The 26785-nt window shown below is 55.6% G+C and carries 22 protein-coding genes; 15 read left to right on the plus strand and 7 right to left on the minus strand.

Annotated elements, in window-relative coordinates; translation table 11 throughout:
• The first annotated feature begins 370 nt into the window (after window positions 1-370).
• Window positions 371-1255, plus strand: a complete 885-nt coding sequence (gene rarD / locus B347_RS0110095; protein ID WP_019409595.1) for an EamA family transporter RarD — start codon at window positions 371-373, stop codon at window positions 1253-1255.
• A 9-nt stretch (window positions 1256-1264) separates the two neighbouring features.
• Here rarD and B347_RS0110100 read toward each other — a convergent pair whose 3' ends face one another.
• Window positions 1265-2560, minus strand: coding sequence for an ATP-binding protein (locus tag B347_RS0110100; protein WP_019409596.1), 1296 nt, complete (start codon window positions 2558-2560; stop codon window positions 1265-1267).
• A gap of 3 nt (window positions 2561-2563) precedes the next feature.
• Complete coding sequence (locus B347_RS0110105) at window positions 2564-3265, minus strand: response regulator transcription factor (protein WP_019409597.1); 702 nt, start codon at window positions 3263-3265, stop codon at window positions 2564-2566.
• A 176-nt stretch (window positions 3266-3441) separates the two neighbouring features.
• Between B347_RS0110105 and B347_RS0110110 the strand changes: the two genes are divergently transcribed.
• From B347_RS0110110 to B347_RS0110120, 3 genes are read left to right on the plus strand one after another with little or no spacing between them, the layout of a single operon-like run.
• On the plus strand, window positions 3442-4596 hold the full coding sequence (locus tag B347_RS0110110; protein ID WP_019409598.1) for an efflux RND transporter periplasmic adaptor subunit: 1155 nt from the start codon (window positions 3442-3444) through the stop codon (window positions 4594-4596).
• Between the two features lie 2 nt (window positions 4597-4598).
• Window positions 4599-7700, plus strand: a complete 3102-nt coding sequence (locus B347_RS0110115; RefSeq protein ID WP_019409599.1) for an efflux RND transporter permease subunit — start codon at window positions 4599-4601, stop codon at window positions 7698-7700.
• Window positions 7701-7751: 51 nt separating this feature from the next.
• Window positions 7752-8390: a DUF1345 domain-containing protein gene (locus B347_RS0110120; RefSeq protein ID WP_019409600.1), complete on the plus strand. Its 639-nt coding sequence runs from the start codon at window positions 7752-7754 to the stop codon at window positions 8388-8390.
• Window positions 8391-8475: 85 nt separating this feature from the next.
• On the opposite strand, the gene hppD is transcribed toward B347_RS0110120, so the two are convergent.
• The gene (gene hppD, locus B347_RS0110125; protein ID WP_019409601.1) at window positions 8476-9552 is read right to left on the minus strand and encodes a 4-hydroxyphenylpyruvate dioxygenase; all 1077 of its coding nucleotides are present in this window, start codon (window positions 9550-9552) and stop codon (window positions 8476-8478) included.
• A gap of 335 nt (window positions 9553-9887) precedes the next feature.
• Here hppD and B347_RS0110135 point away from each other — a divergent pair, with 335 nt between their 5' ends.
• The 3 genes from B347_RS0110135 to gloA all read left to right on the plus strand — a co-directional run bounded on the left by B347_RS0110135 (window position 9888) and on the right by gloA (window position 13006).
• On the plus strand, window positions 9888-11435 hold the full coding sequence (locus B347_RS0110135) for an EAL domain-containing protein (RefSeq protein WP_019409603.1): 1548 nt from the start codon (window positions 9888-9890) through the stop codon (window positions 11433-11435).
• Between the two features lie 219 nt (window positions 11436-11654).
• Window positions 11655-12014, plus strand: a complete 360-nt coding sequence (locus B347_RS0110140; protein WP_026014100.1) for a histone-like nucleoid-structuring protein, MvaT/MvaU family — start codon at window positions 11655-11657, stop codon at window positions 12012-12014.
• 470 nt (window positions 12015-12484) lie between these two features.
• Complete coding sequence (gloA, locus tag B347_RS0110145) at window positions 12485-13006, plus strand: lactoylglutathione lyase (RefSeq protein WP_019409605.1); 522 nt, start codon at window positions 12485-12487, stop codon at window positions 13004-13006.
• A gap of 56 nt (window positions 13007-13062) precedes the next feature.
• Here the strand turns inward: gloA and ahpF are convergent, their stop codons facing one another.
• The 3 genes from ahpF to B347_RS0110160 form a co-directional block, all read right to left on the minus strand.
• Window positions 13063-14625 (minus strand): alkyl hydroperoxide reductase subunit F, encoded by a 1563-nt coding sequence (gene ahpF, locus B347_RS0110150; RefSeq protein WP_019409606.1) that lies wholly within the window; start codon window positions 14623-14625, stop codon window positions 13063-13065.
• Between the two features lie 128 nt (window positions 14626-14753).
• A complete protein-coding gene (gene ahpC, locus B347_RS0110155) occupies window positions 14754-15317 on the minus strand; it encodes an alkyl hydroperoxide reductase subunit C (RefSeq protein ID WP_019409607.1) in 564 nt (187 codons plus the stop codon).
• 171 nt (window positions 15318-15488) lie between these two features.
• The gene (locus tag B347_RS0110160; RefSeq protein WP_019409608.1) at window positions 15489-16427 is read right to left on the minus strand and encodes a site-specific integrase; all 939 of its coding nucleotides are present in this window, start codon (window positions 16425-16427) and stop codon (window positions 15489-15491) included.
• Between the two features lie 178 nt (window positions 16428-16605).
• On the opposite strand from B347_RS0110160, the gene B347_RS0110165 reads away from it, so the two are divergent.
• Complete coding sequence (locus tag B347_RS0110165) at window positions 16606-17607, plus strand: DNA-binding protein (protein ID WP_019409609.1); 1002 nt, start codon at window positions 16606-16608, stop codon at window positions 17605-17607.
• Window positions 17608-17705: 98 nt separating this feature from the next.
• Entirely contained in the window at window positions 17706-19004 is a 1299-nt protein-coding gene (locus B347_RS0110170) for a glycosyltransferase (protein WP_019409610.1), read from the plus strand.
• Here the strand turns inward: B347_RS0110170 and cobF are convergent, their stop codons facing one another.
• Window positions 19005-19751 carry a precorrin-6A synthase (deacetylating) gene (gene cobF / locus B347_RS0110175; protein ID WP_019409611.1) on the minus strand — a complete coding sequence of 249 codons (747 nt, stop codon included), beginning with the start codon at window positions 19749-19751 and terminating at the stop codon, window positions 19005-19007.
• 100 nt (window positions 19752-19851) lie between these two features.
• Between cobF and B347_RS24870 the strand changes: the two genes are divergently transcribed.
• The 6 genes from B347_RS24870 to B347_RS0110205 all read left to right on the plus strand — a co-directional run bounded on the left by B347_RS24870 (window position 19852) and on the right by B347_RS0110205 (window position 26773).
• Entirely contained in the window at window positions 19852-20787 is a 936-nt protein-coding gene (locus tag B347_RS24870; protein WP_050997499.1) for an AraC family transcriptional regulator, read from the plus strand.
• 141 nt (window positions 20788-20928) lie between these two features.
• On the plus strand, window positions 20929-22239 hold the full coding sequence (locus B347_RS0110185) for an ABC transporter substrate-binding protein (protein WP_019409613.1): 1311 nt from the start codon (window positions 20929-20931) through the stop codon (window positions 22237-22239).
• Window positions 22240-22374: 135 nt separating this feature from the next.
• Complete coding sequence (locus tag B347_RS0110190) at window positions 22375-23301, plus strand: carbohydrate ABC transporter permease (RefSeq protein WP_019409614.1); 927 nt, start codon at window positions 22375-22377, stop codon at window positions 23299-23301.
• Between the two features lie 7 nt (window positions 23302-23308).
• Window positions 23309-24142: a carbohydrate ABC transporter permease gene (locus tag B347_RS0110195; protein WP_026014101.1), complete on the plus strand. Its 834-nt coding sequence runs from the start codon at window positions 23309-23311 to the stop codon at window positions 24140-24142.
• 22 nt (window positions 24143-24164) lie between these two features.
• Complete coding sequence (locus B347_RS0110200) at window positions 24165-25268, plus strand: ABC transporter ATP-binding protein (RefSeq protein ID WP_019409616.1); 1104 nt, start codon at window positions 24165-24167, stop codon at window positions 25266-25268.
• 29 nt (window positions 25269-25297) lie between these two features.
• Complete coding sequence (locus tag B347_RS0110205) at window positions 25298-26773, plus strand: mannitol dehydrogenase family protein (RefSeq protein WP_019409617.1); 1476 nt, start codon at window positions 25298-25300, stop codon at window positions 26771-26773.
• Window positions 26774-26785 lie beyond the last annotated feature (12 nt).

A 26785-nucleotide genomic window follows, 5' to 3' on the forward strand; every position in this document is an offset into this window, starting at 1 on the left:
AACATTTGTTCATGGGCACAGGGGAGCAGCGAAATGCTGTGCGGCGGTACAAAGACAGCGACGTTGTAGTGACAGCGACGCATGCAGCGATCAACGTTAACCTCGGATCGTGAAAAAACATAATAAAGTGCGGCATAAAATGTCAAAGAGTGCCCACTCAGCGCGCACGCAAAAGCCGTAGGTTTGGCGCTGATCGACGCAATAGAGGCTCTACCTGATGGCGACGACCTAGCCTTGTATCGGTTGGCGCTGCGCATGACTGACAGAGGCTTGTTTGGTCGCGAATCCACTTGCGATTTGCCCTACAACACCTTCAGGCCTCAAGCTACGCACTCCTAAAAATCATAAAGTGCGTTTCAACGAGGCTGTTGTGTCTAAAGGTATTGTTTTATCGGTTCTGGCATCGAGCCTGTTCGCTGTCATGTATTACTACACGTCCCTGCTCTGGCCCTTGAACGGTGCCGAAATCTTCGGTTGGCGCATGCTCCTGACGCTACCGTGCATGACGCTGTTCATGTGTTTTTCAGGCGATTGGCGACGCATTCCCGCGATTGTCTCCCGACTGCGCGAACAACCCCGGCTGTGGGCTGTTCTCCTGGCGTCCAGCGCCTTGGTAGGCGTGCAACTTTGGTTGTTCCTGTGGGCACCGCTTAATGGGCATAGCTTGGACGTTTCGCTGGGCTATTTCCTGCTGCCGCTGACGATGCTCCTGACCGCTCGCATGGTGTTTGGCGAACACCTGTCACACCTGCAAAAAATTGCCGCTGCTCTGGCTGCCATCGGCGTTGCTAATGAGGTGTACCGCGTCGGTGGGTTCTCGTGGACCACACTGGTGGTTGCCCTCGGCTACCCAATGTATTTTGTGCTGCGCAAGCGCGCAGGCACCGACAACCTCGGCGGGCTGTGGTTTGACATGCTGCTGTTGATCCCGGTGGCGTGGTGGTTTGTACAAAGCGGTGATCACGGTTTCAACGTGGCCAGCCTGCGTCCGGCGCTGTACTTCTTGATCCCGGTGCTGGGCGGCATCAGCGCCCTGGCCTTGATCAGCTACATCATCGCCAGTCGGATGCTGCCTTTTAGCCTGTTTGGCCTGCTCAGTTACGTCGAACCGGTTTTACTGGTGTGTGTCGCCTTGTTGCTGGGCGAAAGCATCAGCGCCGGCCAATGGTTCACGTACATACCGATATGGCTGGCCGTGATGGTGCTGATATTTGAAGGTTTCAAGCACCTGGTCCGACAACGGCGGTCGGTGTAGTGCCTGGCTTCACGCTGGCAACCACAGCCTGAAGCGGGCGCCACCCAAAGGTGATTGCTCAACGCTTAACGTGCCGCCTTGGGCCTCCAAGGCGCGCCGACTGATCGCCAAGCCCAGCCCGAAGCCTCCGGTTGCCCGATCACGGCTGCGGTCCAGTCGATAGAACGGCTCGAAAATGCGCTCGCGCTCTTGCTCGGGGATGCCAATTCCGTCGTCATCCACCCATAATTCGCAGCCTTGCGAACCTAAGCTCACCCCTATCTGAATCCGCCGATCGCAATAGCGCATGGCGTTGCGCACCAGGTTTTGCAGTGCGCGTGCAGTCAGGCGTGGGTCCAGCGCAAAACGCTCTTCGGTGCCTTGCAACAGCACATCGAGGACGATTTCCGGCGCTTCGAGCTCTTCGTCAAAACTACCCAGAATACTGTCGATAAACTCAGTCAGCGATACCTCTACACGCTCAGGCACCAGCGCAGGATTTTGCAGGCGACTGAACGACAGCAATTCCAGTACCAATTCATCCAGTTCGCGTATGTGCCCGACCAGCAAGTGCAAACGCTCACGGCTGGCCTCTGGCAGGTCGTCACATAAGACCAGCGCCAGCCCAAAATCGAGCCGGGTCAATGGGGTACGCAACTCATGTGAGACCGCGTTGAGCAAATCCCGCTGCTGGTTGAGTAGGTTTTCAACGTCCTGGGCCATGGCGTCAAAAGCGCTGGCCAAGCCATGGATGTTGGAGCGCGCTGAAATCTGTGTGCGCTCGCTTAATTGGCCCTGGCCAATGCGTGCCGCTGTGCGTTTCAGTTGCTCAAGATCGCGCCAGTGCGGGCGCAGCCACAGCAGCAAACCACCCAGCAAGGCCGCGCCGATCAGTACGTTGATGCTCCAATACAGCACGTTCATGTCGAACGGGTCGGGCGGCATCACCAACTCAATGGCCTGTTGTTGATTCAGCGGCGATACCACGCGCGTACGCCAGCCCCACTCACCAATGCGCAGAACGCCTTGCCCTTGATGTAACTGGTGCTGCTCTTTGGCCGTGAACTGAGGGTCGGTAATCGGTAGCAGGTTGACGCGCAACGGCTCGAACTGTGTATCCAGTTGCTGAGCAAGCGCTGGCCACTGCTCAGCCGGCAACGTGTGGAATTGTTTGACCAGAAGGGTTTGCATGCCACGCGACATGTCGACGTTGTAGTTCATGAAGCGATCGTGGAACACCGTAACGATGAGTGCGGGCACCAAGTAAATCGCTGCCGCAAAGGTCACAATCGTAACCAGATACAACCGTATAAGAATTTTGAACACGAATCAGCATTCCCATTCCGAGCGACTGAACAAGTAACCCTTGCCCCACACGGTTTTGATCTTGCGCGCTTCACCCGCGTCATCGTTGAACTTGCGTCGCAACTTGGAAATGGCCACGTCCACTGAGCGATCGGTGCCGTTAAATTCAATGCCTCGCAGACGTTGCAGGATCTGGTCACGGCTCAGCACTTCACCCGCATGCCGGGCCAATACCACCAAGAGGTTGTATTCGCCGCTCGAGAGCTCGATGATGTCACCGCGCCATGTCACAGTGCGTTCCGACAAGTCGATGCACAAATTGCCCATTAGAATCCGGTCGCTTGCTACTTGCGGCTCTGCCAGGCTGCTGCGCCGCAATAAAGTGCGTACCCGCGCCAACAGTACCCGGGGGTCGCAAGGTTTTGTCACATAATCGTCGGCGCCCATCTCTAGTCCCAGCACCTGATCATGGCTATCGTCGCGCGCAGTCAACATCAGGATCGGCAGGCTCGCGGAGTCGGTTCGTAACAAACGACAGACTTGCAAACCATCAAGACCCGGCAACATCAGGTCGAGAATTACTAGGTCTGGCGGGTTGCTTCGTGCCAAGTCACGGACTTGGTCACCGCGTGCAATCACGCTGACTTGGTAGCCGTTACGCTCCAAATAGCTGGCGATCAGCTCCGAAAGTGCGGCGTCATCTTCGACCAGAAAAATAGTGGGCATAATAAATGTTTACAAACGGGGAAAGCCCGAAGGATATACAACCTCAAGGGATAGGAGCAGAACCTTCACATTTTTTCACACTCCACCTACACAGCTTCACAACGCCTTGTGCGTGCTGCGCTTAGCATGCCAAGTTCTTTACAGACATATCCTGCATTTATAAGAAGGCACGAACGTTGAAAAAGCTCTTCGTCCCGCTCTGTCTTTCGGCACTGGCTCTGGCCCTCAGTGCCTGCGGCAAAAGCCCCGCCACTGAAGAAAAAGCACCTTTGGTCAAGGTCAGCACTGAAGTCATCGTCCCGCAAACCTTGTCGATCACGAATGAACTGAGTGGCCGCGTGGTTGCTCCGCGAGTGGCTCAGGTCAGCGCCCGAGTTGCCGGCGTGGTATTGAAACGCGCTTTCGAGGAAGGCAGCGAAGTCAAACAAGGCGACCTGTTATTTGTGATTGATCCGGCGCCCTTGAAGGCTGAACTGGACAGCGCTCAGGCAGCATTGCGCAAGTCCGAGGCGCTGGCGCTACAGGCAAAACTGCAAGATCAACGCTACAGCGCTTTGGTAGACAGCAACGCCGTCAGCCGCCAAGACTACGACAATGCGCGCGCGCAAACCCAGCAGGCTCAAGCCGATGTAGCTGCCAATAAGGCTGCTGTACAACGCGCCAAACTGAACCTGGGCTATGCCACCGTTACCGCCCCGATTTCCGGGCGTATCGGTCGAGCACTGGTCACTGAAGGCGCATTGGTTGGCCAAGGCGAAGTCACACCCATGGCGCGCATTCAGCAATTGGACCCGATTCAGGTTGACCTGATGCAATCGACCCGCGACCTCGACAACCTGCGTGATTCATTTCGTGCAGGCGACTTGCAACAGGTGGGCAAGAATCAAGCGGTTGTCACCTTAATCCGCGATAACGGCAACCCTTACCCGCTGCCCGGCAAGCTGTTGTTCACGGACCTGAGTGTTGACCCGAGCACCGGGCAAATCATTCTGCGCAGCGAGTTCGCCAACCCAGACCACGACCTGCTGCCGGGCAGCTTTGTCAGGGTGCGTCTGGAGCAAGCGGTCAACAAGCAAGGGATCAGCGTGCCACAGCGCGCCATTGTGCGTGACAGCGCCGGTGTCGCCCAAGTGCTGCTGATCGACACCGAAAACCGGGTCAAGCAGCAGCCTGTGCAATTGGGCGGTGTGTTGAATGATCGCTGGATCGTCAACGACGGCCTCAAGGCTGGCGACCGCATCGTGATCGAAGGTCTGCAACATGCTCGCCCCGGCGAACAGGTGCAAATTGATGACCCCACACCTCCTCTCGCACACTCCACGGATCAGTGAGCATGCCGCAGTTCTTTATTGATCGCCCGATCTTCGCATGGGTCGTGGCATTGTTTATTGTGCTCGCCGGGGCATTGGCAATCCCGCAGTTGCCAGTGGCCAAATACCCGAACGTAGCGCCGCCGCAAGTTGAAGTGTATGCGGTCTACCCCGGCGCCTCTGCACAAACATTGGACGAAAGCGTGGTCAGCCTGATTGAGCAAGAGCTCAATGGCACCGACGGCCTGCTGTATTTCGAGTCCCAGAGTAGCCTTGGCAGTGCCAGTATTACCGCGACCTTTAAACCCGGTACCGACCCGGAATTGGCGCAGGTTAACGTGCAAAACCGCCTAAAAGCGGTGGAGTCACGTCTGCCGCAGGCGGTGATCCAGCAAGGCTTGCAGGTTGAGAAGATTTCATCAGGCTTTTTGATGCTCGTGACGCTCATCGCAGACGAAACCAGTGGCCTGGATGAAATTGCGCTTAGCGATTACCTGGCGCGTAACGTCATGAACGAGGTCAAGCGTGTCGAAGGGGTCGGTAAGGCGCAGTTGTATGGCTCTGAGCGCGCGATGCGAATCTGGATCAACCCGCAAAAGCTAATTGCTTTCAACCTAACACCGGCCGATGTCAATCAAGCCATTGCCAGTCAAAACGCCCAGGTCTCTGCAGGGAGCATCGGCGATTTGCCAGGTCGATCGACTCAAGAGATAACCGCCACAGTATTGGTCAAAGGCCAACTGTCGAGCCCGCAGGAGTTCGGCGATATTGTGCTGCGGGCAAACGCTGACGGTTCTTCGGTTCGCATCAGCGATGTGGCTCGGGTTGAAATCGGCAGTCAGGAATACCAGTACGGCACTCGCCTCAACGGCAAGTCTTCCAGCGCCTTCAGCTTGAAACTGGCTCCCGAGGCGAATGCCTTGAGTACGGGCAATCTGATTCGCGCCAAGATGGACGAGCTAAGTCGCTACTTCCCGATAGGTGTTGAATACAAAATCCCTTATGACACCACGCCTTTTGTCAAAGTCTCGATCACCAAGGTGATTTACACCCTGGTCGAAGCCATGGTGCTGGTGTTTGCAGTGATGTTCTTGTTCTTGCAGAACATCCGTTACACCCTGATCCCAACGTTGGTGGTGCCCGTAGCTCTGATGGGCACGTTTGCCACCATGCTGGTCATGGGGTTCTCGATCAACGTACTGACCATGTTCGGCATGGTGTTGGCCATCGGTATTCTGGTGGACGATGCGATTGTGGTGGTTGAAAACGTCGAGCGAATCATGGTCAGCGAAGGGTTGTCACCCCGCGAGGCCACGAGCAAGGCCATGACACAAATCAGCGGCGCCATTATCGGTATCACTCTGGTGCTGGTCGCCGTGTTCATTCCGATGGCGTTTATGCCAGGTTCGGTTGGGGTGATCTACCAGCAATTCTCGGTGGCAATGGCCACCTCGATTCTGTTTTCAGCGTTTTTAGCCCTGTCGCTAACACCGGCGCTGTGCGCGACCTTGCTAAAACCCATCGCCAAAGGCGAGCACCATGCCAAGGGCGGCTTTTTCGGCTGGTTCAACCGCACATTTGAGCGCATGTCCGAAGGCTACGAGCACTGGGTAGTGCATCTGATTAAGCGCAGCGGACGTTATCTCCTGCTGTACGGCGCGTTAGTGGTGGTGCTGGTGGTGTGTTTCGCGCGCCTGCCCTCCTCCTTTCTGCCGGTCGAAGATCAGGGGTTCATCATTACCGACATTCAACTGCCGCCGGGTGCCAGCCAGAATCGCACCATTAAAGTGGCCGAGCAGATCGAAGCGCACTACGCCGCAGAACCAGGCGTGGGTAATGTCACGATGATTCTGGGTTTCAGCTTCTCGGGTAGCGGGCAAAACGCAGCGTTGGCCTTTACCACCTTCAAAGATTGGTCGACCCGTGGCGTCAAGGATTCCGCCTCTGCCATCGCCGATCGGGCCAACGGTGCCTTCAGCGAACTCAAAGATGCGGTGGCGTTTTCAGTCTTGCCGCCTGCGGTCAGCGGACTGGGCACCTCCAGCGGTTTTGAGTTGCGCCTGCAAGACCGTGGCGGCGTTGGGTATGACGTGCTGATGCAAGCCCGTACCGAACTGTTAGCGCTGGCCGAGAAAAGCCCTGCGCTGGTCAATGTGCGTGAAAGCGCCTTGGCTGAGAGTCCGCAAGTTCAGTTGGAGGTTGACCGCAAACGCGCGAATGCACTGGGCATTTCATTTGCTGACATTGGCAACGTACTGTCGACAGCCGTGGGCTCAGCCTACGTCAACGACTTCCCGAATCAGGGACGCATGCAGCGGGTCGTGGTTCAAGCTGAGGGTGACCAGCGCAGCCAGGTTGAAGACCTGCTCAAGATCAATGTACGTAATAACCTGGGCAAAATGGTCCCGCTGTCGGCATTTGTCGAAGCACGCTGGATTCAGGGGCCGTCTCAGTTATCGCGTTATAACGGCTACCCGGCGGTGAGTATTTCTGGCGAAGCAGCACCCGGCCACAGTACCGGCGAAGCGATGCTTGAAATGCAGCGCCTGGTTGATCGACTGCCCGCAGGCATGGGCCTTGAGTGGACGGGTTTATCGCTCCAGGAAAAACTCTCCGGGACGCTGGCTCCGATGCTGCTTGGTCTGTCGCTACTGGTGGTGTTCTTGTGCCTGGCGGCGCTTTATGAAAGCTGGTCGATCCCAACCGCCGTATTACTGGTGGTGCCCCTGGGCATTCTTGGAGCGGTATTGGCTGTCACCCTGCGCGGCATGCCGAATGACGTGTTCTTTAAAGTGGGCTTGATCACCATCATCGGCCTGTCGGCTAAGAATGCCATTTTGATCATCGAGTTCGCCAAGACCTTGTACGACGAAGGCCATGATCTGGTAGATGCGACTGTCCAGGCGGCACGCTTGCGCTTGCGCCCGATTGTCATGACCTCGCTGGCATTTATCTTGGGCGTGGTGCCGCTGGCGATTGCTACCGGTGCCAGTTCGGCCAGCCAGCAAGCCATTGGTACCGGAGTCATCGGCGGCATGATAGTTGCCACGCTTGCGGTGGTCTTTGTCCCGGTGTTTTTTGTCGTGGTCATGAAATTGACTCGTAGCAAGCCACGTCAAGGCTAAGTACAGCTGCGCGTGTTAAGGTTCGGCAACACTCAGTTACAAGGACTGTCGATGCCGCACCTAGCACGCACCCACCCCCGCTTGACCGCTGCCACCTTAGTGGGGGTAGCGGTCGGCATCTTTACTCCTGCCGCCACACTGACTACCAAGATTCTATTGGGCTGGAACGCCGGTGTCTGGCTGTATTTACTCCTGACCTTGTGGTTGATGCTGCGCTCCAAGGTTGCCGACGTTAAGCGCACGGCCGAAGTCGAAGACGAAAATGCCAGCGTGGTGTTGTTCATGGTGAGCATTGCCGCTGTTGCCAGCCTGGCGGCCATCACCCTAGAACTCTCTGGTAACAGCAAACTCAGCAGTGCCGATCAACTGATTCACTACGCCTTCACCGGAATGACGGTGGTGGGCTCGTGGCTAATGATTGGGGTTATTTTCGGTCTGCACTACGCGAGGCTGTTTTATAACAACGATGGACCGGAGCCAGCATTGCGCTTCCCCGAAGGTGAGTTGGACCCAGATTACTGGGACTTCATGTACTTCTCTTTCACCCTGAGCGTTGCGGTACAAACGTCGGACGTGTGTATCGCCACCCGCGAAATGCGCAAAGCAGTGCTTGGCCACTCGCTGTTGGGGTTTTTGTTCAATACCGCAGTTTTGGGTTTTTCAATCAACATCGCGGCAGGGTTGTTTTGACGTAAATCACCGTGTAGGAACGAGCTTGCTCGCGATCTTTTGACGTTCAAAAGATCGCGAGGCAACAGATCAATAACCGACTTAATTAGTCCGCTGCAAGCACACCACGACGGATCTGGTCACGTTCGATCGATTCGAACAGTGCCTTGAAGTTGCCTTCGCCAAAACCATCATCGCCCTTGCGCTGGATAAACTCGAAGAACACCGGCCCCATCAGGTTCTCAGAGAAGATTTGCAGCAGCAGACGCTTGTCACCTTCGACCGAAGAACCATCCAGCAGAATGCCACGCGACTGCAACGCGTCAACCGACTCACCATGGTTCGGCAAACGGCCTTCTAGCATTTCGTAGTATGTGTCGGGTGGCGCGGTCATGAAGCGCATACCGATTTTTTTCAACGCGTCCCACGTTTTGATCAAATCATCTGTCAGGAAGGCCACATGCTGAATGCCTTCACCGTTGAACTTCATGAGGAACTCTTCGATTTGACCAGCGCCTTTGGACGATTCCTCGTTCAACGGGATGCGGATCATGCCATCGGGTGCGGTCATTGCTTTGGAAGTGAGACCGGTGTATTCACCCTTAATGTCGAAGTAACGAATTTCACGGAAGTTAAACAGTTTTTCGTAGAAGTTGGCCCAGTAAGCCATACGACCGCGATACACGTTGTGCGTCAGGTGGTCGATGATTTTTAGTCCTGTGCCAACAGGATTGCGCTCAACGCCTTCGATAAACACAAAGTCGATATCGTAAATCGAGCTGCCTTCGCCGTAGCGGTCAATCAAGTACAGGGGCGCACCGCCAATGCCTTTGATGGCAGGCAGGTTCAACTCCATAGGGCCGGTCGGAATTTCGATGGGTTGAGCGCCCAGTTCCAGTGCGCGCGAGTAGGCTTTCTGCGCATTGCGCACGCGAAATGCCATGCCGCAAACCGACGGCCCATGCTCAGCGGCAAAATAAGAGGCCACGCTGTGTGGCTCGTTATTGAGGATTAGGTTGATCTGCCCCTGGCGATACAAGTGCACGTTTTTGGAGCGATGGGTCGCCACCTTGGTGAAGCCCATGATTTCAAAAATCGGTTCGAGGGTATTCGGGACTGGTGCTGCGAATTCGATGAATTCAAAGCCCATCAGGCCCATTGGGTTTTCGTATAGATCAGCCATTTTGGCGCCTCATCAGAGTCATTTTTAGAATTAACAGTGGGTTATTTGCTAAGAATGCTGAGGCACACAGGCGGCGCGCAAGAGATCCCGCGCACACTGCGCGCCAGGAAATCTCCGTAGATCAGTTGCAACCCAAATATCTTCATTTCGACCCATCTCTTACGCGGTAGGAACTCCTGCTGGCAGAAGTCATTATTCTTGTATGCGTAAGCCGATTCTACATGGCGTAATCTGATTTGCACTACCCCCATGTGAAATAGCCCGCAAGCAGTGGTAGCCTTACGCGGTTGCGCGCTAACTTAGGCTCAACCCCTCTCTCGTCCGCAGGATCCCTAATGCCCCTTGCGCTGAAGTTGACCCGAAAATGGACCGATCGCTATGCGTTGATTGTGCTCAGCGGATTACTTCCGATTGTATTGGGCGTGTTCATCATTACCTGGCAGGCCCAGCGCTCACTCGAATTACTGGCCTCTGAAACTGCCGCCGAGACAGTTCGTCTGTTTGATTTGATGATAGACAATGCATCCCTTGCTGCCGATATAGTGTTGCCACTTTCAGGCCAGGATTGTGCTCAGGTTGCATTAGCCCTGCGTGATCAGGTCACTCGACGGCCTTTTGTACGCTCAGTGAACTTGGTCTGGGACAACCAAATTTACTGCACCTCTTTACTGGGCAGCTTTAAAGAAGAAGTCACCCCGGACAACTATGCCGGCGGCGTACTGTGGCTGCTGCCCGGCAATCCGGTGACCCCCGATGAGCCCCTGCTGGTTTACCGGAAACAGAAAGACCATAAAGGGGTGTTGGTCAGTATTTATGGTTTTCACTTGGTTAACGTATTGGGGCTAATCAACCAGAAAACCCAGCTATTGATTCAAGTGGGCAACCGCTGGATTGATCGGTACGGCCAAGTACGTGACACACCTGCGCCAGCCTTTGCTGTAGCACAAGTTACCGTCCCTTCGACTCAATTTCCCTATCAAGTGGTGGCGGGATTTAAGGACGGGGTAACCGTGCGGCATGTGCTTGACGAATACTCAGGGTTAATCGGTTTACTTGTATTTTTGGGTCTTGTATCGGCGGCGACTGTCCATCGCTTGCAGAAACGTTCATCGGCCCCAACTCATGAATTACAACGCGGTCTCGACGCCGCAGAGTTTATTCCGTACTTCCAGCCGGTTGTTCGCGGTGATACCCAGCAATGGGCTGGTGCCGAAGTGCTAATGCGCTGGCAACACCCGAAAGAAGGTCTGGTGCGACCTGATTTGTTTATCCCTTTCGCTGAACACTCTGGCCTGATTGTTCCAATGACGCGCTCGCTGATGCAGCAAACCTCAGCGTTGCTGGCGCCTCACGTCAATAGCATGAACCCGGGCTTTCATTTGGCGTTCAATATCACCGCTCGCCATTGCCAGGACCTTGAGTTAATTGAAGACTGCCGCCAATTCCTCAGCGCCTTCCCTAAGGGGCACATTCATCTTGTGCTTGAGTTAACCGAACGCGAATTGATCATACCGAACGACACTACCCACACGCTGTTTGCAGCGCTGCACGAATTGGGGGTCATGATAGCCATTGATGACTTTGGCACCGGTCACTCAAGCCTGAGTTACTTGCATGATTTCAACGTTGATTATTTGAAAATCGACCAAAGCTTTGTTGCCATGATCGGCGCCGATGCCCTGTCCAGACATATTCTCGATAGCATTATCGAACTCAGCGCCAAACTGGATTTAGGGGTCGTGGCTGAAGGTGTAGAAACAGAGGAACAAAGCCAATATCTGGTGTGTAAAGGGGTTGAATTTTTACAAGGGTATCTCTTTGCACGACCATTACCCGCTGACGATTTCATCACGTCATTAGTGGCGAGGCGTGGAGCAGACTAAAGACACTTGAGCTGTTGTTCATGCAAGGCGAACATCGGCTGGCGCTGTGAGAATTAACAACTACAATTTTTTGACTGGTTCAAGATTGTTAATAGTAAATTTCAAAGCCTTTTAATTATGGCTGAACTGTTAGCTCACGGCCCTGTCTACTAGCTGCATCCCATGCCTCATTAATTCACTTCGGCCCTCTGCGCCGAAGCTATGACTGGAGTAATGACTTTGTCTAGACTTGCTGAATACCGCGCAGCCGAAAAGGCGCTTCAAGAACAACTGGCGCAATTGGAAGCCATGAAAAATGACGCCGGACTGAAAAAGGAAATCGAGTTCGAACAAAAACTCCAAGCGTTAATGAAGTCTTATGGCAAAGGCTTGCGCGAGATTGTCGCCATACTTGATCCAAACCCTTCTGCTGCAAAGCATTCAGCAGCGCCCAAGCAGCGTAAGGCTCGGGTTCTGAAAGTGTATAAAAACCCGCACACCGGCGAACTGATCGAAACCAAAGGCGGCAACCACCGTGGTCTTAAAGCATGGAAAGAACAATACGGCGCCGCGACCGTCGAGACTTGGCTCAGGGCGTAATTCGTTAGTGGGTATAAAAATACTGTTCACTTAATAAGTGCTCACGGTCAACTGCAGGAAGAGCCGGTTGACGTCCGATACTCGCGATCTTTTAACGATTGGTAAGATCGCGAGTTAGCCTGGGCCTCACAATTACAACTATCAATGAAGTCTTATTGCGCAAAGCCCTGTAGGAAAAATCTGTCGCAGACGACTGGCTAGTCTTTTGAGCAGAAAGGCGGAGCGGGATCAGAAACTTTCACAGATTTTTCACACGATGCGTCACAGGATAGAGGCTGCTAAAGGACTAGCGCCCCATGCCCGCTTCGGCGGGCTTCTTTTTGCCCGGATTTTGTCAATTAGCCCCGATCCCATCATCAGGGATGCCCTCGGACAAAGGTCTTTTGCCGCAAACGGGTTTGGCGCAAGCCGCCACATTCCGTATCATTCGCCCATCGACCCATTACCCATGCATCACTTTCGGAGGGTTCATGAGCCTGCAAGATCTGAGCAATATCCCTGGCGTTACCGCACAGCCGGATGACGCTACCCACAACTTCGTTTTTAACCACACCATGCTGCGCGTCAAGAACATCGAGAAATCCCTCGATTTTTACACCCGCGTCCTGGGTTTCTCGCTGGTTGAAAAGCGCGACTTCCCTGAAGCCGAATTCAGCCTGTACTTTCTGGCACTGGTCGACAAGGCGCAAATCCCGGCAGACGATGCAGCGCGCACGCTATGGATGAAGTCGATTCCCGGCATTCTTGAGTTGACTCACAACCACGGCACCGAGAACGACCCTGAGTTTGCCTACCACAATGGCAACACTGACCCCCGCGGCTTTGGTCATATCTGCATTTCCGTACCTGACATTGTGGCCGCCTGCGAGCGCTTCGAAGCGCTGGGCGTGGATTTCCAGAAGCGCCTGACGGATGGCCGCATGAAGTCGCTGGCATTCGTGAAAGACCCTGATGCTTATTGGGTAGAAATCATTCAGCCCGCACCGATGTAAAAATCGGACGCAAAAAAAACCCATGATCGCTCATGGGTTTTTTTATGTCCGCACGATTATTCCGGCGCGGAAGAGCGGATCAAGTGATCAAAAGCGCTGAGCGAGGCTTTGGCCCCCTCGCCTACCGCGATCACAATCTGTTTGTAAGGCACGGTCGTTACGTCACCGGCAGCAAAGATGCCCGGGATGGACGTTTCACCGCGTGCATCAACAACGATCTCGCCGCGTGGTGAAAGCTCAATCGTGCCTTTGAGCCAGTCGGTGTTCGGCAACAAGCCAATTTGTACGAAGATCCCTTCCAGCGCGATGTCATGCACAACGTTAGTTTCGCGATTTTCATAGCGCAGACCATTAACTTTCTGGCCATCGCCCGTTACTTCGGTGGTCCGTGCATTGGTAATTACGGTCACGTTAGGCAGGCTGTTCAGCTTGCGCTGCAACACAGCATCTGCGCGCAGCTTGGTGTCGAACTCAAGCAGGGTGACGTGAGACACGATGCCGGCCAGGTCGATAGCCGCTTCAACGCCCGAGTTGCCGCCACCGATCACGGCAACGCGCTTGCCTTTGAACAGTGGGCCATCGCAGTGCGGGCAGTACGCCACACCGCGGCTGCGGTATTCCTGCTCGCCGGGCACATTCATTTCGCGCCAGCGGGCACCGGTTGCCAGAATGACAGTCTTGGCTTTCAGCGAAGCGCCGCTGGCGAATTTGACTTCGTGCAACTCGCCCGCCTTGCCTGGCAGCAACGTGTCGGCACGCTGCAGGTTCATGATGTCGACGTCGTACTGCTTAACGTGCTCTTCAAGCGCAGTAGCCAGTTTAGGCCCTTCAGTTTCCTGAACCGAGATGAAGTTCTCGATGGCCATGGTGTCTAGTACCTGACCGCCAAAGCGCTCTGCCGCCACACCGGTACGAATGCCTTTGCGCGCCGCGTAAATCGCAGCTGCCGCACCGGCAGGCCCCCCACCGATGACCAGCACATCGAACGCTTCTTTGGCGTTGATCTTCTCGGCCTGACGCTCAATGGCGCTGGTGTCCAGCTTGCCGAGGATCTCTTCGAGCCCCATGCGGCCCTGGCCAAAGTTAACCCCGTTTAAGTAAACACTAGGCACCGCCATTACTTGGCGCTCGGTGACCTCGTCTTGGAACAGTGCACCGTCAATCGCTACGTGGCGAATGTTCGGGTTGAGTACCGCCATCAAGTTCAGCGCCTGCACCACGTCCGGGCAGTTCTGGCATGACAGCGAGAAATAGGTCTCGAAGTTGAACTCACCTTTGAGCGAGCGGATTTGCTCAATCACTTCGGGACTGGCTTTCGAGGGGTGGCCACCCACTTGCAGCAGGGCCAACACCAACGATGTAAATTCGTGCCCCATCGGGATGCCAGCGAAACGCAGACTGATATCGCCGCCTGGGCGGTTCAGCGAGAACGAAGGCTTGCGCGCATCGTTGCCGTTATCCAGCAAGGTAATGTGACCGGACAAGCTGGTAATTTCTTTTAACAAGTCATGCATTTCACGGGATTTCGCACCGTCGTCGAGCGAAGCAACGATCTCGATCGGCTGTGTGACCCGCTCCAGGTATGACTTCAACTGAGCTTTTAGATTGGCGTCCAACATACGGGCGATCTCCTTAAACAATAAATTCTGTGTAAAAAAAACGCCCGAGCGAATGTCGCCCGGGCGTTTTGAGGGCGATGCAGCTTACAACTCAGGTGCGGATCACCGCCCTTGGCTGGTTCACAGACTTAGATCTTGCCAACCAGGTCCAACGATGGAGCCAGAGTGGCTTCGCCTTCTTTCCACTTGGCAGGGCACACTTCGCCTGGGTGAGCAGCAACGTACTGAGCAGCCTTGATTTTGCGCAGCAGCTCAGAAGCGTCACGGCCAACGCCGCCGTCGTTCAGTTCAACGATTTTGATCTGACCTTCTGGGTTGATCACGAACGTACCGCGATCAGCCAGGCCTGCTTCTTCGATCAGCACGTCGAAGTTGCGCGAGATGGTCAGCGTAGGGTCGCCGATCATGGTGTATTGGATTTTGCCGATGGCTGGCGACGTGTTGTGCCAGGCAGCGTGAGCAAAGTGGGTGTCAGTCGATACGCTGTAGATTTCTACGCCGAGTTTTTTGAACGCTTCGTAGTTGTCAGCCAGGTCTTCCAGCTCGGTTGGGCAAACGAAGGTGAAGTCAGCTGGGTAGAAGAACACGACCGACCATTGGCCTTTCAGGTCAGCGTCCGACACTTCCACGAAGTTGCCGTTTTTGTATGCAGTTGCTTTGAACGGTTTTACTTGGCTGTTGATGATAGGCATCGTTGACTCTCCGTCAGGGTTGAAAAGTTGATGGGGTGAATCCTAACAACTCATTTCGTATCTGGCTCATTGGCAAAGCTGATGCTCATGATTGGTTTTGACTATCAGGCGAGCCTATAAAGAGTCAAAAAACAAATATGGACGATGGGCCGACTCTTCAGTTGACCTCAATCAGCTTTCAATTCTTTTTTCAGCGGTAATGCTCATCCCGGTAAACGGGGTGGATTCAACATAGCGCATGGCTGACTTGATGTCTTTCCAGCCGACGTAATTCATCAGCGACTTCAAGTCCCACCCACTTTGATGCGCCCATGTTGCAAAACCGCGACGAAGTGAGTGACTGGTGTATTGCTCGGCCGCAATCCCGGCGCGCTCCAAAGCCTGGCGCAACAATGGGATCACGCTATTGGCGTGCAAACCCTCCTCCCCCAAGTTCCCCCAGCGATCAATACCCCTGAATACTGGGCCGCGTACCAAGGCCGACGCATTGATCCACTCAATGTAGGCGCGTACCGGGCAGAGCCGAAGCAAGGCTGGGGTTTGAAAGGTTTTGCCCAGATTGTCACGGTCACTTTTGCTGCGTGGCAAATACAGGGTAATGCCGGAGCCGGCTACGGCTTGCACGTGCTCGACCTGCAAGCGGCACAACTCATCACTGCGAAACCCGCGCCAAAACCCCAGCAGAATCAGCGCAGCGTCGCGTCGTGCACGCAGCAAACCTGGTTGATCAGCGTTGGTCTGCGCTATTTGTGCCTCGCCTTCGAGCCAGTCGATGACTTTTTCCAGATGCTGCAACTGCAACGGTTCGGCCTGTTTTTCTTGTGCCGGGTGCAGCGCGCGAATGCCCTTGAACACCTTGCGCACGACAGGTGCCTTGGTCGGATCAGCAAACCCCTGACTGTTATGCCACTGCGCAATCGCCGACAGGCGCAGTTTAAGCGTGTTGATCGACAGTTGACCGGCGTGCGCTACCAGATAGCGCGCCACGCTGTCGCTGGTGGCGGGCAAGAAGCCACCCCACGTCACTTCAAAGTGCTCGATGGCTGCCCGATAGCTGCGTCGGGTGTTGTCGCGGGTCGCAGCGTTTAAGTAGCGATCCAGCTCACTCATGCACGGCTCCCTTGATTGGCGTACTGAAATAGAGCCTCAAAATCAGTTTTAAGGCTCTAGCACGGGATAATACCAGTATATCCCGCGTGTAAAATATCAATTAAAGATAAAAAATAAGTGCTAAGATAGTACGTAATTACATGGTACATACCACAGTACATAATCGTAGGAGAAAGCCATGGCTCGTGGCGGCGTAAACAAGGCGGTGGTGCAAATTGCACGCACGGCAATCCTGGCTCGCGGCGAACACCCGAGCATCGATGCAGTCCGTATTGAAATGGGCAATACCGGCTCGAAAACCACGATCCACCGCTACCTCAAGGAGCTGGACGAGGTTGATTCGCGCCGTGGCGCACCGCGCGAGCAAATAGGCGATGAGCTGACCGAACTGGTCGCTCGCCTCGCTCAGCGCCTGCAAGAACAGGCACAGGAACCGATTGATCGCGCTCAAGCGCACTACGAACAACTCAAGGCCGAACTTCAGGATCAACTGGCCGAAGCGCAACAGGCGCAGGTTCAACTCCAGCAACAGCTTGAGATTCAGGGCAGCGCGCTGGGTCAAGAGACGGCCAACCTGGAGTCCACTCGCTCCATGCTGCAAACCGAGCAAACCCGCAACGCGGCACTCAATCAGGCGTGCAGTGATTTTGAGCTGCGCCTGAATGACCGCGACGAGCAAATTCGCTCACTGGAAGAAAAACATCTGCACGCCCGCGACGCACTTGAGCACTACCGCAGCGCCGTCAAAGAGCAGCGCGAGCAAGATCAGCGGCGCCATGAAGGCCAGTTGCAACAGATTCAAATGGAACTGCGCCAGGCACAGCAAAGCGCCTTGGTACGCCAAGATGAAATCACCCAGTTGCACCGCGACAATGAGCGCGTGCTGAGCGAAAGCCGTGCATTGAGCAAAGAACTGAACCAAGCCAACGACCAGCAACACAAACTCAGCAACCTCAATGAACGCCTGAGCGCACAACTAAGCCAGCAGGACAGTGAGCGCACCTTGCTTCAGGAACGCCTGCGCGTGGCCACGCAAGAAAGCGAGTCACTGAAGCAAGCCCACGCCAACGCCCAAGATGCCAATGCCGCACTGACCTTAAGAGCCTTGAAAGCCGAAACCGCACTGGAAAGCCTCAAAGCCCTCCAGACCGAGCCCCCGCAACAACCTGACGATCTCTAACATCACGCAAGCTGGGCTGATCCATGCACCCAAAGGGTCGGCCCAGTTGTGCTTTAATTGCCGCCTTTTTTCAGTCTTCAGGCTCCAAGGATCTGCCCATGTCGTCGTCCCGCCCTACCCACGTCTTGATCATTGGCTACGTGTGGCCCGAGCCACGTTCCTCGGCGGCGGGCGGCCATATGATGCAAATCATCGAGAGTTTTTTGCAGGAAGGCTGGCAGATCACGTTCAGCAGCCCCGCAGGCATTGGCGAACACAAAGCCGATTTGGCGGCGCTGGGTATAAATGAAGTCACTATCGAGCTGAACAACAGCAGCTTTGATGCCTTCATCAGTGAACTGGCCCCGGACATCGTGCTGTTTGATCGCTTCATGATGGAAGAGCAGTTCGGCTGGCGTGTCGAGAAGCAATGCCCCAACGCCCTGCGCGTGCTCGAAACCTCCGACTTGCAAAGTCTGCGTGACGCCCGCCAGCAACAGCTCAAGTCACACCTTAAGCACCACCCCGAACAGGACGATTTCAGCCTTCTGTTCGCTCCTTCCCCCGTCGAAACCTTTGGGCATATGGCCGATGCTGACCTGGCGCAGCGAGAAATCGCCGCTATTTATCGCTGCGACCTTAACCTGATGATTTCCGAGTACGAGATTGATCTGCTGGTTGAGCAATTCCATGTCCCCAACTCGCTGCTGCACTGGTGCCCGCTGATGGTCGACAGCGCCCCGGCCAAGTTCGTGCCGTTTGAACAACGCCAACACTTCTTGAGCATCGGCAACTTCCGCCATGCGCCGAACTGGGACGCCGTGTTATGGATGAAAACCCATATCTGGCCACTGATCCGCCAACAACTGCCCGAGGCGCAGCTGCACATTTATGGCGCCTATACCCCGCCTAAAGCCACCGCCCTGCACAACCCCAAGCAAGGTTTCTATGTGCTCAATTGGGCCGAAGATGCACTGGCGGTGATGAGCAGCGCGCGCATTTGCTTGGCGCCCCTGCGTTTTGGCGCGGGCATTAAAGGCAAGATTGCTGACGCGATGCTCTGCGGAACGCCAAACGTGACCACCCCGATCGGCGCTGAAGGCATGCACGGTGGCATGCTGTGGGCCGGAGCCATTGAACAGAGCGCCAGTGCCATTGCTGCTGCCGCTGTCGAGCTGTATCAAAATTCGAATGCCTGGCATCAGGCACAGCAACAGGGGCATGCGCTACTCAAAGCTCGCTACTTAAAGTCCAGCCACGGCCCAGCACTGGTGCAACGCATCAAAGACCACCGCGCTGTGCTAGAGCAGCACCGGCGCAACAACTTTATCGGGGCGATGCTGCGCCACCACCATCACAAAAGCACCCAATACATGTCGCAGTGGATCGAGGCGAAAAACCGTTCTAATCCAGTCTAGTTAGGGGCGGCGTAATAAGTACGTGTCCATGATCCACCCTTTGCGCTGCCGGGCTGCCTCGCGGGTAAGTTTGATCTGCTCACACACGTGCGACAGCTTGCCCGCAATCAGGATTTCATCCGCTGTACCGATATAAGCGCCCCAGTAAATATCGAGGTCTTCGTGCACAAATTGCTGAAACGCACAGTGCGCGTCGAGCATCACCACCACGTTATCCAGGTCATCGGCGACGAGACGTCGCCCGGTGGTGATGCGAATCGGCTGACCAATCCCGTTCAGCGGCACGCGATGCCGGGCCGCCAGCGCCTGCACACTGCTGATACCGGGGATCACTTCGTAGTCAAAGTCCGCGCAGCCATTGGCGCGCACTCGTTCCAGAATACGCAAGGTGCTGTCATACAGCCCCGGCTCGCCCCACAGCAAAAACGCGCCGTACTCGCCCTCGGCCAGCTCATCTTCAATCAAACGTTTAAACACCTCGGCGCGCTGTTCATGCCAGTCTTCCACGCCTTGCGTATAGGAAGGGGTTGAACTCTCACGCTGCGGGTCACTGGCGTGCACCACGCGGTACTTGGGCTCGGTGATGTAGCGCTCACAGATCTCTAGGCGCAGGCGCACCAAATCTTCTGTGGTTTGGCCCTTATCCAGCACAAAAAACACCGAGGCACGGTTAAGCGCGTTGATCGCCTGCACAGTGATGTGCTCGGGGTCGCCCGCGCCGATGCCGATGAGTAGCAGTGTTTTCATTGGGTCGTGTCCTCTTCGGGTACGAAACTTACCCGTCACTGGTAGGAAAATTGAAAAGGCAGCATGATCTGCCACATAACAACACTCAAAGCCTGCGCCCATGACTCGACCAGCCAGACCAACAGACCCGTCTTACGAACTGATGGACGACCATAATGGGTTGTCCATCATCTATCGCCAGCATGGCTTCCCGTGCCCGCTGGTGCGCTGGCATTTTCACAAGGAATACGAACTGCACCTGATTATTGCCAGCAGTGGCAAGGTGTTTGTCGGCGACTATATCGGCAATTTTTACCCCGAAACACTGTTTCTGACCGGCCCTAACCTGCCGCACAACTGGATCAGCCAGGTGGCCGAGGATGAAGCTGTACCCTTGCGCGACATGCTGGTGAATTTCACCGATGAACTGCTGGAAGGTGCCAGTTCGGTGTTTGCCGAGCTGAAAAGCTTGGCACCGATGCTGGAGCGGGCGCAGTACGGCATCGAATTTCGCTGCAAAAAGACTATTCGCCAAGCTGTCGACCTGATGCAGGCGATTGCCGATTCCAAGGGCATCACCCGCCTAGGGCACTTTTTGATCCTCCTGCAATTGCTGGCCGATTGTGATGACTATCAATTGCTGTCCGGCGTGACTGCTGGGCACCTGCCTGACGAGCAGACCATCGACCGCACCAACCGCGCCGTGGACTATATTTTTAGCCACTACGCCCGAGAGCTGACCCTTGAGGAGGTTGCGGCGCACATGGGCATGAAGCCCACCTATTTTTCTCGCGTCTTCAAGCAAGCCACCGGGCGCTGTTTCATCGAGTTTGTGAACCGCCTGCGCATCAGCCGCTCGTGCGAGTTACTGACTGATGGTGAAAAAGCCGTCACCGACGTGTGTTTCGAGTCGGGTTTCAACAATATTTCCAACTTTAATCGGCGCTTCATGCAACTCAAAGGCATGACCCCTTCGCACTACCGGCGCCTTGCGGTGCAACGTTTAACCGAGCCAAACCTACCGGAACAGAGTGAACGTTTGCGCAGTGCAAAATAGTATCGGTTCACGTGTTGTCAAAGCGTTGTCACGGCGGTAATTGAGGGCTGTAATCAGCCCACGTGCTTACTCAAGGGTAAGCAGTGATAAAAACAATAACCGTCCTTCAAAAGCCGTCTGGCTGATGAAGAGGAGTGCTCGATGAATATTCCTGTCAAAGCGTTGTGTATTGCGACTTGCATGACCCTCAGCGGCATTAGTTTGGGGGCGCAAACCCTGACCATCGCCACGGTCAACAACAGCGACATGATCCGCATGCAAAAACTCTCGAAGACCTTCGAGAGCGAGCACCCCGAGATCAAGCTCAACTGGGTAGTCCTGGAAGAAAACGTACTGCGTCAGCGTCTGACCACTGATATTGCGACCCAGGGCGGCCAGTTCGACGTCCTGACCATCGGCATGTACGAAGCTGCACTCTGGGGCGCCAAGGGTTGGCTCGAACCTATGACAGACTTGCCAGCCACTTACGCTATTGAAGACGTGTTCCCGTCTGTGCGCGACGGTTTGTCAGTGAAAGGTACGCTCTACGCGCTTCCGTTTTACGCCGAAAGCTCAATGACCTATTACCGCACCGACCTGTTCAAGGATGCCGGATTGACCATGCCTGAGCGTCCGACCTGGGAGCAGATCGCAGGCTTTGCCAAACAACTGAACAAACCTGAAAAGGAGCAATACGGCATTTGCCTGCGCGGCAAAGCTGGTTGGGGCGAGAACATGGCGTTGATCAGCACGGTCGCCAATGCCTATGGTGCGCGCTGGTTTGATGAAAAATGGCAGCCGGAATTCACCGGCCCAGAGTGGAAGAATGCGCTGAACTTCTACGTGAATACTCTGAAGGAATCAGGCCCGCCGGGCGCAACCAGTAATGGTTTCAATGAAAACCTGGCGCTGTTTAACAGCGGTAAATGCGCCATCTGGGTCGATGCCAGCGTGGCCGGTTCGTTTGTCACCGACAAGACCCAGAGCAAAGTCGCTGACCATGTCGGCTTCACCTTCGCCCCACATCAAGTCACCGACAAAGGCAGCGCCTGGCTGTACTCCTGGGCGCTGGCCATTCCGACCAGCTCCAAAGCCAAAGACGCCGCCAAAACCTTCAGTACGTGGGCCACCTCTAAAGAGTACGCCGCGCTAGTCGCTGAAAAAGACGGCATCGCGAACGTGCCGCCGGGCACCCGCAACTCGACCTATACCGACGCCTACCTCCAGGCCGCTCCGTTTGCCAAAGTCACATTGGAGTCACTCAAAGCTGCCAACCCCAAAGACCCTACCCTCAAGCCCGTGCCTTATGTTGGCATCCAGTTGGTGACGATTCCTGAGTTCCAGGCCATCGGCACCCAGGTTGGTAAGTCTTTCTCTGCCGCGCTAGTCGGACAGACCAGCGTGGATAAAGCCTTGGCTGATGCGCAAACCTACACCGAGCGCGAAATGAAACGTGCGGGTTATCCAAAGTAGTCGACCCAACGCCAAACCTTGTGGGAGCGGGCTTGCTCGCGACACAGGCAACTCGGCACACCTGATTCACTGAGGTGATGCGATCGCGAGCAAGCCCGTTCCCACAAAAGCATTGCGTATTTTCAGGTATTCACCATGACGACTTCGACTGTTAAGACAGCGATTGACGCCCCGCCCCCGGTGCGTCAATCACGGCTGTTCAACCCCGGCTGGTTTCTGGTTACGCCATCAGTGGCCCTGTTGCTGCTGTGGATGATCGTGCCGCTGGCCATGACACTGTACTTTTCATTGATCCGCTACAACCTGCTTTACCCCGGTGAAAACCAGTTCGTGGGGTTGGAAAACTTCACCTACTTCCTCACCGACTCTGGCTTTATGCCGGGCATGACCAACACCTTGCTGCTGGTGGGCAGCGTATTGCTGATCAGTGTGGTGCTCGGGGTACTGATCAGTGCGCTGCTGGAGGCCACTGATTTCTTGGGTCGCGGTATTGTGCGCGTGCTGCTTATTTCACCGTTTTTCATCATGCCTACGGTGGGTGCGCTGATCTGGAAAAACCTGATCTTTCACCCGGTGTCCGGCCTATTGGCTGCCGTGTGGAAGCTGTTCGGCGCCCAACCGGTTGACTGGCTGGCGCACTACCCGCTGCTGTCGATCATCATCATTGTGTCGTGGCAATGGCTGCCCTTCGCCATCTTGATTCTGATGACGGCCATGCAGTCACTCGACCAAGAGCAAAAAGAAGCCGCACGCCTGGATGGCGCGGGTCCGATTGCGATTTTCTGGCACCTGACTTTGCCGCACTTGGCGCGACCGATTGCTGTGGTGGTGATGATTGAAACCATCTTCCTGCTGTCGGTGTTCGCTGAAATCTTCACCACCACCAACGGCGGCCCCGGCTACGCGTCGACCAACCTGGCGTACCTGATCTACAACCAGGCACTGGTGCAGTTCGATGTTGGCATGGCCTCGGCCGGTGGGTTGATCGCCGTGGTCATTGCCAATATTGCGGCCATCATTTTGGTGCGCATGCTCGGCAAAAACCTGACAGACAAGCCGTGAGGGCTCAGTGATGACACTTCAACAATCTCGCCGCCTGCAAAGCGTGCTGCTCGGCACGTTGGCCTGGGCCATCGCAATCCTGATTTTTTTCCCGATCTTCTGGATGGTGCTGACCAGCTTCAAGACCGAACTCGACGCGTTTGCCTCACCGCCGCAGTTCATCTTCACCCCTACGCTGGAGAACTACCTGCACATTGAACAGCGCAGTGGTTACTTTCACTTTGCTTGGAACTCAGTACTGATCTCATTCACCGCCACCGTCCTGTGCATGCTGATTGCGATCCCGGCGGCGTACTCAATGGCGTTCTACGAGACCAAGCGCACCAAAGGCACGCTGCTGTGGATGCTCTCCACCAAAATGTTGCCTCCGGTGGGCGTGCTGATGCCCATTTACCTGCTGGCCAAAACCTTCGGCCTGCTCGATACCCGTGCCGCGCTGATCATCATCTACACCTTGATCAACCTGCCGATTGTGGTCTGGATGATTTACACCTACTTCAAAGACATCCCCAAGGACATCCTCGAAGCAGCCCGGTTGGATGGCGCCACCTTGTGGCAAGAAATGGTTCGCGTGTTGCTGCCCATCAGCAAGGGCGGACTGGCTTCGACCCTGCTGCTGTCGCTGATTTTGTGTTGGAACGAGGCGTTTTGGTCGCTGAACCTGACGTCCTCCAGCGCAGCCCCGCTGACGGCCCTGATCGCCTCTTACTCAAGCCCCGAAGGCTTGTTCTGGGCCAAGTTGTCGGCGGTGTCGACCTTGGCCTGTGCGCCGATTTTGATTTTTGGCTGGATCAGCCAGAAACAACTGGTGCGTGGTTTGTCTTTCGGCGCGGTTAAATAAAAATAATGACTGGAGGCCTATCATGGCTCACCTGAAAATCAAGAATTTGCAAAAAGGCTTCGAAGGCTTCTCGATCATCAAGGGCATTGACCTTGACGTGCATGACCGCGAATTCGTGGTATTTGTCGGGCCATCGGGGTGCGGTAAATCAACCCTGCTGCGGCTGATTGCCGGACTCGAAGAAGTCACCGATGGCACCATTGAACTGGATGGGCGCGACATTACCCAAGTCAGCCCAGCCAAACGCGACCTGGCAATGGTATTCCAGACCTATGCGTTGTACCCGCACATGACCGTGCGCAAAAACATGTCGTTTGCCCTCGATCTGGCGGGCGTGGCCAAAGCCGAGGTTGAGCAAAAAGTTAACGAAGCCGCACGTATTCTCGAACTTGCGCCGTTGCTGGAACGCAAACCCAAACACCTCTCTGGCGGTCAACGCCAACGCGTTGCGATTGGTCGGGCGATTGTGCGCAACCCGAAGATTTTCCTGTTCGACGAACCGCTGTCCAACCTTGATGCAGCGTTACGGGTGCAAATGCGCCTTGAACTAGCGCGCCTGCACCAGGAACTCAAAGCGACCATGATCTACGTGACCCACGATCAGGTCGAAGCCATGACCTTGGCCGACAAGGTGGTAGTGCTCAATTCCGGAAAAATCGAACAGGTCGGCTCGCCGCTGGAGCTGTATCACCATCCGGCCAATCTGTTTGTGGCAGGTTTTCTTGGCACCCCGAAAATGGGCTTCTTGAAAGGCACGATCAGCCGTGTCGAAGCCCAGAGTTGCGAAGTGGAGCTGGACGCCGGCACGCGCATCCAACTGCCACTAAGCGGCCCTTCGCTGAGCCTTGGCAGCGCCGTGACCTTGGGTATTCGCCCTGAGCACCTGAACCTTGCTAAGCCCGGTGATTGCACCCTGACCGTCACCGCTGACGTCGGTGAGCGGCTGGGCAGCGACACCTATTGCCATGTGATTACCGCTTGTGGCGAACCGCTGACGATGCGTATTCGCGGTGACATGGCGAGCCAGTACGGCGAGCAATTGCACTTGCATCTGGACAGTGAGCATTGCCATTTATTCGACGCCCAAGGGCTGGCCATCAGCCGCCCATTGCGCGCTGCTGCCTGACGCTGACGACCTTTTTTGAGATCGCACCCATGAAACTAAATCGCCGTAACCTCGACAATCTGAACGACGCAGTGGTCAAACCTACCTACCTTGCCAGCGTCACGCAGCACGGCATCGCCCACATCGGGGTCGGGGGCTTTCACCGCGCACATCAGGCGTTTTACACCGACGTGCTGATGAATCAGGGACGTGATCTTGACTGGAGCATTTGCGGCATCGGCTTACGCCCCGAAGACCGCACAGTGCGCGATGACCTGGCCAGCCAGGACTATCTCTACACCTTGTTTGAACTAGGCGACAGTGACGACACGCAAAGCCGTGTTATCGGCTCGATTAGCGACATGTTGCTGACCGAAGACAGCGTTCAGGCAGTGATCGACAAACTGGCTAGCCCACACATCCGCATCGTCTCGCTGACCATCACCGAGGGCGGCTACTGCATCGACGACAGCACAGGCGAGTTCATGGCCTCGCTGCCGCAGATTCAGCAGGACCTTGCCCACCCCGAAGCACCGCGCACGGTGTTTGGCGTGTTATGTGCCGCCCTCGCCCAACGCCGGGCCAGCCACACCCCGCCGTTTACCGTGATGTCGTGCGATAACCTGCCGCACAACGGTCGCGTAGCCCGTAAAGCCCTGCTGGCTTTCGCAGCCCTAAGCAATGTGGAGTTGCACGATTGGATCGCCGCCCACGTGAGCTTCCCGAATGCGATGGTCGACCGCATCACGCCCATGACCAGCAACGCCCACCGCCTGCAACTGCACGATCAGCTCGGCATTGATGATGCTTGGCCAGTGGTTTGCGAGCCGTTTATTCAATGGGTACTCGAAGACAAGTTCAGCAACGGCCGTCCAGCCTGGGAAACGGTTGGCGTGCAGCTCACCGATGACGTCACTCCCTATGAAGAGATGAAAATAAAACTGCTCAATGGCAGCCACCTGGCGCTGACCTACCTGGGCTATTTGAAGGGCTATCGCTTCGTCCACGAGACCATGAACGACCCGCTATTTGTGGCGTACATGCGCGCCTACATGGACAAAGACGTGACCCCGCAGTTGGCGCCAGTGCCGGGGATTGACCTTGCGACGTACAAAGACACGTTGGTCGAGCGTTTCTCCAATCAGGCGATAGCCGACCAACTGGAGCGCGTGTGCTCCGATGGCTCGTCGAAATTCCCCAAATTTACGATCCCGACCATTAATCGGCTGATCGCCGACGGCGGTGAGTTGAAGCGTGCCGCCTTGGTGGTCGCCGCGTGGGCGCTGTACCTCAAGGGGGTGGATGAGACGGGGCAGCGGTATGCCATTCCAGATCCACGGGCACCGTTTTGTCAGGCGCTGGTGGCCGACGATGCGTTGATCGTGCAGCGGTTACTGGGGGTTGAAGCCATTTTTGGCACAGCGATTCCTCAGTCGGCGGCGTTCGTGGCGGCGCTGGAATGGTGCCTGAACAGTTTGCGTGAGGTGGGCGTGAGCAAAACCCTGGAAAGCGTTTTAAAACTGTAGAAGCGCCTTTCC

This window comes from Pseudomonas psychrophila HA-4 (assembly GCF_000282975.1).
Lineage (GTDB): Bacteria > Pseudomonadota > Gammaproteobacteria > Pseudomonadales > Pseudomonadaceae > Aquipseudomonas > Aquipseudomonas psychrophila_A.